At 71.1% G+C, this 12,023-nt stretch carries 8 protein-coding genes and 3 tRNA genes; 6 read left to right on the top strand and 5 right to left on the bottom strand.

The features are described from left to right. Positions 1-13: 13 nt before the first annotated feature. Complete coding sequence (locus OG246_RS36115; protein WP_266472962.1) at positions 14-262, top strand: WhiB family transcriptional regulator; 249 nt, start codon at positions 14-16, stop codon at positions 260-262. Positions 263-342: 80 nt separating this feature from the next. Here the strand turns inward: OG246_RS36115 and OG246_RS36110 are convergent, their stop codons facing one another. After that, a complete protein-coding gene (locus OG246_RS36110; protein ID WP_266472961.1) occupies positions 343-918 on the bottom strand; it encodes a hypothetical protein in 576 nt (191 codons plus the stop codon). Between the two features lie 187 nt (positions 919-1,105). Between OG246_RS36110 and OG246_RS36105 the strand changes: the two genes are divergently transcribed. From OG246_RS36105 to OG246_RS36095, 3 genes are all read left to right on the top strand, one after another. After that, positions 1,106-1,177, top strand: a tRNA-Ser gene (locus OG246_RS36105). A gap of 8 nt (positions 1,178-1,185) precedes the next feature. Further along, positions 1,186-1,257 (top strand) — tRNA-Asp (locus OG246_RS36100). Positions 1,258-1,292: 35 nt separating this feature from the next. Beyond that, positions 1,293-2,630: an SDR family NAD(P)-dependent oxidoreductase gene (locus tag OG246_RS36095; protein WP_266472960.1), complete on the top strand. Its 1,338-nt coding sequence runs from the start codon at positions 1,293-1,295 to the stop codon at positions 2,628-2,630. Positions 2,631-2,759: 129 nt separating this feature from the next. Here OG246_RS36095 and OG246_RS36090 read toward each other — a convergent pair whose 3' ends face one another. Further along, positions 2,760-4,496: an AAA family ATPase gene (locus OG246_RS36090; RefSeq protein WP_266474958.1), complete on the bottom strand. Its 1,737-nt coding sequence runs from the start codon at positions 4,494-4,496 to the stop codon at positions 2,760-2,762. Between the two features lie 125 nt (positions 4,497-4,621). Further along, positions 4,622-6,022: a hypothetical protein gene (locus OG246_RS36085; protein ID WP_266472959.1), complete on the bottom strand. Its 1,401-nt coding sequence runs from the start codon at positions 6,020-6,022 to the stop codon at positions 4,622-4,624. An 87-nt stretch (positions 6,023-6,109) separates the two neighbouring features. On the opposite strand from OG246_RS36085, the gene OG246_RS36080 reads away from it, so the two are divergent. Then, a tRNA-Trp gene (locus OG246_RS36080) sits at positions 6,110-6,192 on the top strand. 44 nt (positions 6,193-6,236) lie between these two features. Here the strand turns inward: OG246_RS36080 and OG246_RS36075 are convergent. Further along, positions 6,237-7,142, bottom strand: a complete 906-nt coding sequence (locus OG246_RS36075; protein ID WP_266472958.1) for a hypothetical protein — start codon at positions 7,140-7,142, stop codon at positions 6,237-6,239. 83 nt (positions 7,143-7,225) lie between these two features. Here OG246_RS36075 and OG246_RS36070 point away from each other — a divergent pair, with 83 nt between their 5' ends. Continuing rightward, positions 7,226-10,903, top strand: a complete 3,678-nt coding sequence (locus OG246_RS36070; RefSeq protein WP_266472957.1) for a hypothetical protein — start codon at positions 7,226-7,228, stop codon at positions 10,901-10,903. Between the two features lie 36 nt (positions 10,904-10,939). Here the strand turns inward: OG246_RS36070 and OG246_RS36065 are convergent, their stop codons facing one another. After that, positions 10,940-11,917 carry an acyl-ACP desaturase gene (locus tag OG246_RS36065; protein ID WP_266472956.1) on the bottom strand — a complete coding sequence of 326 codons (978 nt, stop codon included), beginning with the start codon at positions 11,915-11,917 and terminating at the stop codon, positions 10,940-10,942. Positions 11,918-12,023: the final 106 nt, after the last annotated feature.

The raw sequence follows: 12,023 nt of genomic DNA, 5'->3' as shown, positions 1-12,023 counted from the left end.
CACGATCCTCGCCATGCACACCGACACCATCACCCCGCCCGACATCGCCTGGCAGGACCAGGCGCTGTGCGCGCAGACCGGGGCCGAGTTCTTCTTTCCCGAGCCGGGCAGTTCGGTCCGGGAAGCGAAGCGCATCTGCGGTATGTGCGCGATGCGCTCCGCCTGCCTCGAGTACGCCCTGAACAACGACGAGCGCTTCGGAGTCTGGGGCGGCCTCTCCGAGAAGGAACGGCTCAGCCTCCGGCGCGCGGACCAGAACTGACCGGGTTCGTCAGCTGGTCCCTCAGTCGTACGACACCGTCAACTGCCATGTCCTGGCCGGAGCTTGTACGTCGTTCCCCGTCACCGGCAGCTCCCGTCCGTCCGCGGACGCCGACCGCACCGCACCGCGCCGAACCGGCACGGATGGACGAACCGCACCCGCTGCGGCGCCTGCGTGATGTCCACCGTCAACGTCCGCTGGTCCGGATTGTGCGTGAACCGGTACCCGAACGGCTCCCCGAATATCGTGGGCGCCGCGTCCACCGCCACTCGTTCGCCGCCGGCGCTCAGTCCGGGCGCCCCCGGCGCGATGTAGACGTGCGGATCGCGGTCCTCGTCGGCCTCGAAGAAGAGGATGTCGCGGATCAGCAGCAGGTACTCGGCCGCCGCCGAGCCGTGCGGGATGTCGCCCATGTACCAGTGCCGGGACGGGACTTCGGCGAAGTCCGAGGCGACGGGGAAGGCACGCTGCTCGTTCCACGCGCTCAGCGCCGCCGCCCGTCCCGCGGTCTCCGGGAATGCCGCGCCGAGCACCCAGTCGAGCAGCGCGTCCATCCGCGCCGGATCACCGGCCAGCAGATACGCGTGCGCCAACTGCATGGTCAGATAAGGCCCGTACGCGTTCCAGGCCGCCTCGTGACGGTAGCCGCCCGTCACGAAAGTGCGCGTACATCCTGTCGAGCGTGAAGCGTTCCGCGCGGTCCACATCGTCGCCCAGCTTGCTGCCCATGTGCAGGCGCAGTGGATGGAAGTACGCCGCCGCACAGAACCGTTGCACCGCAGGAGGGCGCCGTAAATCGATGCGGCGGCCCGACGGGCGTGCGGTTAGGATCCGGGGGCGCGTCCGGGCGTAGCGCAGAGGCAGGCGCACCGCCTTGCTCAGGCGAACACGCCGGTTCGAATCCGGTCGCCCGGATCACGCGGGGGCCTGTAGAGCAGAGGCAGACTCACCGCCTTGTCAGGGCGGATACGCCGGTTCGAATCCGGCCGGGCCCACCGAGAACACCAGCAACACGCGGGGGGCGGGACGCATGGCCGACGGCGACGGGATCACCGAGGAGGAACTGGCGGCTTTCCACCGTACGGTCGGGAAGCTGCGGGCACTGCCCGTCGACGACCCCGTGCGACTGCGGGCCGAGCAGGTCGCCGCATCCTTCGCGCGCGACGGGCGGTTGCGCCGGCGGAAGACGCGCGGCGCCGAGGTGACCGTGGCCGATGCGGCCGCGATGGCCGCGACCGCGACGGGCGCGCTCGACCGGCGGGAGGACGCGCCCCTGGACACGCCCGGCGCGCAGGGTGTCTTCGCGAAGCCGCGTGCGTGCTACGTCTGCAAGACGCCCTATCGACAGGTCGACTCCTTCTATCACCGGCTGTGTCCGGACTGCGCCGCCGACAACACCGCCCGGCGTGCGCTCAGCACCGACCTGAGTGGTCGCCGCGCCCTGCTCACCGGCGGCAGGGTCAAGATTGGCTTCCAGCTGGCCCTGATGATGCTGCGCGACGGCGTCGAACTCCTGGTCACAAGCCGGTTTCCGCACGACACCGTGCGCCGGTTCCGTGCCGAGGCGGGCAGTGAGAAGTGGCTGGACCGGCTGACCGTGCTGGCTGTGGATCTGCGGGATCCGCGTCAAGTCCTCGGTCTGTGTGAGCAGTTGAGGCAGGAGGGTGAGCCGCTCGACATCCTGGTGAACAACGCGGCGCAGACGGTGCGGCGGCCTGCCGAGTCGTACGCCGTGCTGGCCGCGGGGGAGTACGCCGAACTGCCCGAAGGCGCCCGGCATGCACCCGGGTTCACGCCGATGCGGGCGTTGGAGGGCGGCGGTGCCTCCGCGCTGCCCGTGATGCTTCACGAGGCCGACGAGGCCGGGCTGCTGCCCGACCCCTCGCCGGAGAACTCGTGGTCCGCCCGGCTGGGTGAACTGGACCCTGCCGAGGTGCTGGAGACCCAGTTGGTCAACGCGCTCGCCCCGGCCCTGCTCTGCGACCGGTTGCTGCCGCTGCTGCTCGCCTCGCCGCACCCGCGCCGGTATGTCGTCAACGTGACGGCCGTCGAGGGGCGCTTCGCCGTCCGTAATAAGACGGCCGGGCATCCGCACACCAACATGGCCAAGGCCGCGCTGAACATGCTCACGCGTACCAGTGCCGGTGAACTCGCGGAGTTGGGGGTGCACATGTGTGCCGTGGACACCGGGTGGATCACTGATGAGAACCCCGCTCCTAAGAAGGAGCGGATGGCGGGGGCCGGGTTTCGTACGCCCTTGGACATCGTGGACGGGGCGGCTAGGGTGTACGACCCGATCGTGCGGGGGGAAGCGGGGGCGCCTGTGTCCGGGGTGTTCCTCAAGGACTACCGGGTGGCGGAGTGGTGAGTGGGGGGTGAGGCGGTGGGTTTTTCGCCCCCTCCGCCCCTACCCTTCCCTTGTTCCTGGGGACTGCCGCCCCCAGACCCCCGCATCGCGCTGACGCGCTCGTCCTCAAACGCCGGACGGGCTGAAAGATCAGCGCCGCATCCCCACGAATATCTCCGTCCAGAATCGCTGCTGCCCCTCTGTCGCCCCCACCAGGTACGTCGCCCGTAGCTTCGGCGGCAGTAGGGCCACCAGTCGGGCGACCACCTTCCGGTGCTTCTTCAGCTGGGACAGTTCGGCGTTGGCGAGGATCTGGTGGACCACGTCGCTGTCGTCGGCGCCCTCGTCGGAGTGCTCGGCCGCTCGGCGCAGCCGGGCCTCCCAGGTGTCCGCCTCGCGGGCGAGCTCGCGCAGGCCGGTCACGGGGCGTCCGCGCAGCCGGTCGATGAGGGCTGTCAGCGGCACGGGGGCGTACTCGCCGTCGCCGAGGTAGACCGTTCCCATCTCCAGCGGCAGCCCGCGCCGGTGCAGCTTGATGAGCCGCTCCAGGGTCCGCTTGGTGATCCAGGCGCGGCCGTCGTCGTCGATGTCGTGCTTCCACCACTCGAGGACGGTCTCGGCATCCGAGCCGTACCGTGCGAGCAGCCACTCGTTGGCCGGGATGTCCTCGGGATCGACCGTCAGCGAGGCCGTGAAGCGGGTCGCCTGGGCGATGTTGTTCCGGGACACCAGGAGCTTGCGGCCGAGGTGGTAGGGCGGATTCTGGACGGCTATCTGCGCGCGCAGGTTCTCGATCCGCCGCCCCGCGAGGGACCACTCCTGGGTGATCTCCATCAGTTTGGCGAACGCCGCCTTGTCCTTGGGCCGGTTGTACTCGTCCCAGACGATCGCCTTCGGCTCGGGACCGGTGAAGTTCGCCGCGAGCAGGTTGTCCAGGGTGCCGTCCGCCGACGGGATCGGGGCGCACAGGTCCTCGACGTTGGTCACCGGCAGCGAGAAGTACAGCGGCGGCCGGCCAAGGGCGTCGCGCACCGTCTCCCGTACGAGCTCCGTCTTGCCGCAGCCCGGCGGGCCCTGGAGCAGCACCGTCCAGCGATTGCGCAGTGCGGCTCGCACCACCTGGCGTACGGGATCGGGAATAGCCGCCGGATTGGACACGCCCAGGTACTCGGCGATCCGGTCCAGGATCTCGGCCGTACGGTTCTGCCCCGGCTTGACGTCCGGGCGGGGCTCGACGAGGCGCAGCCGGTCGCCGCCCACCAGGGGCAGGCCCCAGCGCAGTGGGAAACCCTCGCGGGCGTTCGCCAGGACGTGGTCCAGGGTGCGCGGCGACAGCAGCTCGCGGAGCGTGGGGGAGAGGGACGCCCACAGGGAGAAGACCGGATTCAGGTCCCACTCCCGGTACTTGGCGGCCAGCTGGCTCCGCCACGAGGTGTCGTTCGCCGAGATCCGAATCGTGACCATGCGGTCGAGGAGCGCGAGGTCGCTGCGCCGCGCCGAGGTCTCGGCCAGCGACTCGTTGTCGGTGAGGAAGACGCCGACGCAGCCCAGGGCGCGCAGATCGTGCTCGCCGAGCGTCCAGTCGCAGGCGATCTGCATCAGCTGCGACTGGATCGTCTCGCCCGCCTGGAGCGAGTCGTCGATGAGCAGCACGAAGGGGGTGCCGGGCTTGAGCTGGCTCATCACGAGCTGGCGCAGCACGAGTTCGCCGGTCCGAGGGTCCCGTACCGGAGCGTTGACCAGCAGGTCGTCCGGTGTGAGGTTGGCCGCCGGCACGTAGACCAGCGTGGCGTCGGGGCGGCTGCGTGCCACGTGCGAGAAGAACGTCGCCGTCTTTCCGATGCCGTGCTCGCCGAAGATCTGACCCGTCTGCCCCATGTCGATCATCGCGTCGATGAACGACTCGAGCCGGGAGGGCGCGGGCGGGGTGCCGCCGCTGGGGCTGGGCCGTGAGTTGGGCCTGGGGTTGGTGGCGGTCGTCATCCGTCCTGATCCTGTGCTGAGTTGATGGGTTACCGCGATCCCGTGGTGACGCGATGACAGTCCATGGCCGGTGTATGGGTCTCGGGCCATTCATGACCGCCCTCGGTGATCAGCCAGATCCACTTGTCGGGCTCGGCCGGCGTGATCGGTGGGGCGTATCCGTCGGTGAGCATGACCACGGCGTCCGGACTCGCCTCGCAGAGGCGGCCGTTCACCTCGGTGCGCCCCTCCACGTAGTCCGCGACGGCCTGGAAGCTCGTGCCGCCTCCGCCGTACACGCGTTCGCCCGCCGCGAAGGGCATCACCACGGTGTCGAAGGACAGCCAGTGCGCCTCGACCCCGTCGATCCGTCCGACGAGTTCGGTGAGCCACTCGATCACCCGGTGCGGCATGGAGCCCGAGGTGTCGTACGCGATGACGAGCACCTTGTCGCGCACCGGGCCGCGGCGCGACAGCATCGGGTCCTGGCCGAGCGCCGCGAGCAGCGCGCCCCGCTTCTTCGGGTACACCAGCCGCTCGCCGTCACGCAGCTTCGAACCGAGCACGTCCACCAGCCAGCGCTGCCACCAGTCGACCGTCCGCGTCCGCGTGGTCTCGCCGCGCAGCATCCCGGCGCCCAGCTGCCCCCAGATCTTCGCGGCACGTGCCGAGGCGCCCTCGGTACGGCCCATCAGGTCAAGCAGCTCCTGCTCGGCGCCGGCATGCCCACGGCGGGCCGCGAGCAGAGAGTTGAGCAGCGCGGAGGAGGTCACCTCGGCGACGGTCTCCTGGTCGGCGGGCACGTCGGACGTCAGATGCGCGCACGACGGCCGCACGGGCACGGGCGGCTGTCGCATCCTCTTCAGCTCGCCGTACACCGTCAGATCGGTCTCGGTGAACTCGCCGTACGTGACCGGCTCCAGCCCCTGCCCGAGCAGATCCTCTCTGTACGCCTCGTGGACCTTGCGTGGATCGATGCCCGTCGGACGGCCGTCGAGGAGCGGCATTTCCTCCCGGCCGAGCCGCACCAGCGCCACATGGTTGATGGACACCTCGGTGGCTACCTCGAAGACGGGGTCCGCACGCAGCTCGGGGTCGGCGAACAGATGCCGCTGCACCAGGTGCCGGGCCTCGTGGAACAGCACGAACTTCACGCCGTCCAGGCCGAGTCGTACGAAGAAGTCCGGGTTGTAGAGCAGCAGGCAGGAGCCGTCGCCCGAGGCCACCACCGCCGCCGTGTCCACGGCCGTGGTCGCCAGCTGGTGGTGGCACTTCGCGTACAGCCAGGAGGCCACCGCCGACTCCGTCAGCCCGAAGTCCAGCAGCGCGGCCTCCTTGAGCCGCCGCGCCTGCTCCATGACCTCGGCATCGGCCGGGCGGTACCGCTCCAGCGCCCTGCGGTCCGCCAGATCGACCACGGGGCGATGCCGTCCCCGCACTCCATACGCCATGACCCGCCCCCGTGTCGTGTCTCCCCCATTGCCTCCTTGGTACCAGGTGCGACTGACATCGGGCCAAGGCATTACGCTCGGCCCCAAGGGCGGGGCCGTAGCGCAGAGGCAGGCGCACCGGTCTCCAAAACCAGAACACGCTGGTTCGAATCCAGCCGCCCCGCCCCCCATCTGCCGTACGGGAGAAGGATCCCAGAGCGTTCGGACAACGCCCTCAGGCAATCGCCCCCGCCGTGATCACCAGTTCCGGGATCGTCCGGTGGTAGGTCCCGATCAGCTGGGCGAGTACGGCCCAGGCCTCCTCGCGGTCGCCCAAGTGGTCGCGCACGAGCGGCCGTAGCGCGTCCTCGGCCTCCCCGACGCGGGACGGGAACATCGTCCGGCCAAGGGACAGCACTTGCAGCACCTGGGCGGCGGGGTTCCAGGACAGCGCGTACTGCGCGGCGCTGTCGATGACGCCGGCCTGCCGCACCCGGTGAGTGAACTTCGCGTGCGAGCCGAACTGGGCGCGCAGAGCGGGCGGGCAGTCGGGGCGTACGGCCAGGACCCAGCGCGCATAGCCGGGCAGCGGATGCTCCTGATCTGCTTCTGTGACCGCCTGCCAGTCGGCGGCTCCCAGGACCATGGATCCCGCGCTCCTGGCCGGAGCCATGGACGTGGACGCCCGCAGCGCGCCGATGAGCCCGTACTTGGTGAAGTGCTCGGGAACCGGCGGCTCTTGGCTGCGGCTCAGGGGATGCGTCAACGGTACGGGGGTCGTGCGGTCGGCGCCGTACGGGATTCCCCTCGCGATGGCCCGGCGCATCGCGTCGTCCGCGTTCATGTGCCGCCACACGATGGCGTTCAGCTCCGGATCGTCCTCCTCCAGAACCCACAGCAGCACGGAGCACGGCACGGGTGTCTGCGTCCACCGGGAGTACAGCTTGCGGCGCGCGTCCAAGGAGTCCTCGGACTGCTCGTCCTCCTCGGACTTCCTGCCCAGGAACGACCGCAGGCCTGTCCGCTGCTTGCTCTGGAACGGTCGCAGTCCCATCCGCTGCCGTGCCCGCTCGGCCGCTTCGGCCTCGATCAGACCGAGCAGGAACTCGACCGCCCGTTCTGTCGTGCTGTTGTCATGCATGGCCGAATGATGCCGCAGGCGCGCCCGGGTCCGCACCGGGAAATCGGTCCGCCGTGCTGTCCCGAGCAGGCACAATCCCCGGCATGACCCGCACCCCGCAGCAGCGCGCCGAGAGTTTGCTGAACGCCCTCGATCCGCTCGCTCATCCGCAGCGTATGCGTGAACTCGCCCTGCGGGTCAGGGAGATGGACCAGTTGCGGCCGGTGCTGGAAGCACTCGAAGCACGCGGTCCCTACGAGCGCGGGATCGCCGTCGTCGCGGCGTCGGTCGGCCGGGACGACGAGTGGATCGCGGAGCGCATCGCAGACCCGGACGCGTTCGTACGCGGCCATGCGCTGCGCGTCGCCGACAGTCTCCAAGTGCCGGACTTCGCCTACGAGTCGGCGCTCGACGACGCCCCGGAGGTGGTCCGCAGAGAGCTGCTGCGCGCGATCGTCGCGGGGCGGCGCACCGCGCTCGCCGACCGGCTGGTGGACGCGCTGCGGCGGGAATGGGGCGATGCGGAGGCGGCGCGGCTGCTGCCCGGCTGCGCGCCGGAGACGGTCGCCAGGCTGCTGCCCGAACTCTTCCACGCCGTCACCGGTTGGAAGGCACTCGCCGAACGGCACCCCGGCGCCCTTCTCGACGTCGCTGAACGGGAGTTGAGCACGCTGCCCGAGGGGCTGCGCGAAACCTGGTGGGACCGGTACGCGCGGGGCGTGGCCGCCACGGTCGCAGTGGAGCCGCTCCGGGTGTTCGACCTGCTGGAACGTTTCGGGCCACCCGCAACCCTGCCGCACCAACTCCGTGACCGCTTCGGCGAGTTCGCGTCGGCCGAACCGGGCCGACTGCTGAGGCTGCTGCTCACTCCGGCCGGACTCGCCGCGCTGCGCGGCAGGGCCCTGAGTCCCGCCGTACTGCGCCGGCTGGCCCGCTCCGGCGCACCCGAACTCGCCGCGTGCGGACAGATCCTGGCCGGGTGGGGCGAACTCGCGCCGCTCGTGAAAGCGCTGCCGCCGGCCCAGCGGCACGCCTTCTACCGGGCCGCACACGAGGGCCGGGGAGCGGGACCTGCCACCCTCGACGGAGCCGGACCCGTCACCGTCGACGCGGTCATGCTCGAAGTGCTGCCGCGCAGTTGTGTCGCCGAGGAGGCCCGGCGAATGGCCGCCGTCGCCCGTGAACGCGGCGCCCTGTGGGACACCCTGCTGCTCGCCGATTCCTTCCTGCCCGTCACCGAGGTGCGCGAGCGGCTCGTCGAGGCCACCCGGCGCCCGGCCGCCGAAGACCGCGCCAAGGCCTGGCCGTTGCTCATCGCCAATGCCGCACGCTCCGGCGATCCCGCCGCGATCACCGCCGTACTGGAGGAGATGGCGCGGCTGCGCAACGAACAGGACCCGGTGCGCTCGGCCGCGCTCCACGCGCTCTGCGGAGTCCGGCCCACGCTGTTCACCGAGGACGCCGAGCCGCACCTCGACCGCATCACCACGGACGCCGTCGAGGCCCGCGACTCCTCGCCCGGCACCCGGCAGAACCTCAGCCGGCTGGCCCTCGTCGTCCTGCGTGAGCATGCGGCGGGCGGGCAACGGGATCTGGTGAACTGGGCGTTGCGCACCCTGGTCCGGATATCCGGCAACACCGGAGGTGCTGACCTCGGCAGGCTCGACGCGACGCTGCTCCGTGGCCAGGAGCACCAGGTGTACGAGGCGCTGAGCCCCTGGATCGAGGCAGGCGCCGAGAGGGTCGACTACAGCCTCGCCTTCGCGCTCGCCCGCGCCGTGGGGCGCCGCGCCGCGGGCATGCCCGAGCTGCAGCAACTCCTGTGGCAGGCCGTCCGGTACGGCAACGACGCCACCGCGCGCACGGCGGTCGCCCTGTGGTTGGAGCCGCCCGCGACGCGGGACGAGCGGGTGGCGCGGATCCTGGCGCTGGAACCCTCCGCCGCCGCGCTGTGGCCCGTCCGCGAGGTCGTCACCCGGCGCCGCACCGATCTCCTCGACCCGCTGCTGGCCGACGCCCCGCCATACGGGCGCTTCCTCACCAAGGGCGCGACCTGGAGCGCACCCGTCGGGCGGGACGTACGGCGCTGGGTGCCGCGTCAACAGGCGGCGGCGGTCCGGCAGTTGGCGTCAGAGGCGGAGGATGCCGGATCGCCGCTGTACCAGCGGGCGTCCGCGATCGCACGGTGCGCGTTGATCCCAGGCCGAGGAGCCGATCTCGTACGCCGCTGGACGGGTTCCCCGGAGGTGGTGGTCGCCGAGGCCGCCCTCGGCGCGCTCGCCGACACCGACCGGCCCGCCGAGGCACTGCCCGAACTGCTGGCGTACGCGGGTGGTGACCGCGCCCGTGTCGCCGTGTACGCGGCCACGCAGGCGTCCCGGTACGCGGCGCCGTCGCGGCTGGCCGAGCAGCTGCGCGCCCTGCTGCTGGCGCCGGACGCCAAGGTGACCAGCCGGAAGGAGGCCGCCCGGCTCGCCGCCGTACGGCTCCCGTTACCGCGGGCGGCGGAGCTGGTGACACAGGCGTACGCGGCACCCGGCGCCCACCTCGACGTCCGTGCCGCCTGCGTCGCCGTCGCGGGCGTGCTGCTCTCCGAGGAACCGGTCTGGGACCTGCTGCGCGACGCCGCCGGCGCCGAGTCCGTACTCCGCACCGCCGTCCTGCGGACATCGCCCCTGGACCTGCCTGAACCCGCTCGCGAGCGCTACGCCCGCCTGATCCGCGACGTCTGCTCCACCGACGACCCGCAGACAGCCACTCTCGCCTTCGACGCGCTCGCGAGCTGGGCGCCCTGGTCCTCGGACGCCCCCACGGTCCTCGCCGAAGCCACCACCGACCTGACGGAACGCACGAGCTGGCGTGCCGCGGCCAACGGCCTGGTGACCGCGGCGGCCGGCTCGCCACGGGGTGGCGTGGGCCTCCAGCAGGCGCTGCGGACCCTCGCCGAGGCGGAGGCGCGCTACGCGGTTGCCGGCGGGGGAGTGCGGCGGTCGGATACGGAGTCCGCAGGCGGTGACGCACAGCGTGACGTTCGTCCGGCCTCGGACCTCGCCGGGACCGTTCCCTCAGCAGAGGTGATCGACTCCGCCGATGCCGTGGAGCGCGAGGTTCCGCCTACCCAAGAGCACACCGGGACTGTCACCAGCACAGAAACACTCGGTTACGCCGGAGCCGGAGCCGGAGCCGGAGCCGGAGCCGGAGCGGGGGCCTGGGCCGGAGCGGAGGCCGATGCCGAAGCCGGACCCGTGCCCGTACCCGGCCCCGAAGCCGGCGAGCGCCGTGACCGCCCCGCTCGACAACGCGTCGAGTACCTCGTCGCCCGCCTGGCCGAGCACGCGAGGACGGCCCCGGGGCCCATCCGGCCCGCGGCCCTCGCCGCGGGCGAGCTGCTCGCCGGGTACGACGCCTTCGTGCCCCAGGCCGCCGCGATCACGGTGTTCCACCTGGACCTGGACGCGGAACCGGGCGGCCTTGACCGCCTGGCCGCGCTCACCGAAGGCCGCCCGGCCCTCGGGGCCCGGACGGCCGCGGAACTCGCGACGCGGCTGCGGGGACGGGGACAGGCGCACGAAGGTGATCCTCAAGTGCTGCTCGACATGGCCCGGCGGCTGACCGCGCACGGCGGTCACGGCGAGGGACTGCTCGCAGCGGCCCTCACCGGGGCGATCGGCACCCGCACGGGCTGGGCCGCGCCCTGGCGGGAGCAGCTGAGAGCACTGCGCCGCCACCCGGTGGCCGACGTGCGGGACGCGGCGTTGGACCAGGTGACGGCGTACGAGTGAGGTGACCTCCGGAGGGTGTCCGGGAGGCGCGGGGTGTCAGCCGGCGGCGCGGGCTGCCATGCGGGCCTTGCGGGCCGCGAGCTTCTCGTCGAACTTCGAGGCTTCCGAGTCCAGGCCGTTCATGTAGAGACCGAGCTCCTCCTGGGCGCGCAGGCCCTCGGGGCCGAAGCCCTCCATCTCCAGGACCCGCAGGTGGCGCAGTACCGGCCGCAGCACATCGTCGTGGTGGATGCGCATGTTGTAGACCTCGCCGATGGCCATCTGCGCGGCGGCACGCTCGAAGCCGGGCATGCCGTGTCCGGGCATCCGGAAGTTGACGACGACGTCACGCACGGCCTGCATGGTGAGGTCGGGGGCCAGCTCGAACGAGGCCTTCAGGAGGTTGCGGTAGAAGACCATGTGCAGGTTCTCGTCGGTCGCGATGCGCGCCAGCATGCGGTCGCAGACCGGGTCGCCCGACTGGTGACCGGTGTTGCGGTGCGAGACACGGGTCGCCAGCTCCTGGAAGGCGACGTACGCGACGGAGTGCAGCATCGAGTGGCGGTTGTCCGACTCGAAGCCCTCACTCATGTGCATCATGCGGAACGCTTCGAGCTGGTCGGGGTCCACGGCGCGCGAGGCGAGCAGGTAGTCGCGCATCACGATGCCGTGGCGGCCCTCCTCCGCGGTCCAGCGGTGCACCCAGGTGCCCCAGGCGCCGTCACGGCCGAAGAGGGAGGCGATCTCGTGGTGATAGCTCGGCAGGTTGTCCTCGGTGAGGAGGTTGACGACCAGCGCGATCCGGCCGATCTCGGTGACCTTGGACTGCTCCTTGCCCCAGGCCTCGCCGTCCTCGAAGAAGCCGGGGAAGTTACGGGCGTCGCTCCACGGCACGTACTCGTGCGGCATCCAGTCCTTGGTCACCTTGAGGTGGCGGTTGAGCTCCGTCTCGACCACTTCCTCCAGCGCATACAGCAGCCGAGCGTCGGTCCAGTCGGAGGACGGGCTGCCGAGGTGGGGAGAAGTGATCGTCACGGGGGCTCCAGGGGGACGGGAGGGTTGAGCGGTGCTGAGCGGTTTTGAAACCTACGGCATCGTAGGCTACGTATCCGTAGGTTACGAAACCGTAGGTTAAGCACTG

The sequence above is a fragment of the Streptomyces sp. NBC_00620 genome (assembly GCF_026341825.1).
Lineage (GTDB): Bacteria > Actinomycetota > Actinomycetes > Streptomycetales > Streptomycetaceae > Streptomyces.
This window is presented reverse-complemented; position numbering and strand designations above follow the sequence as displayed.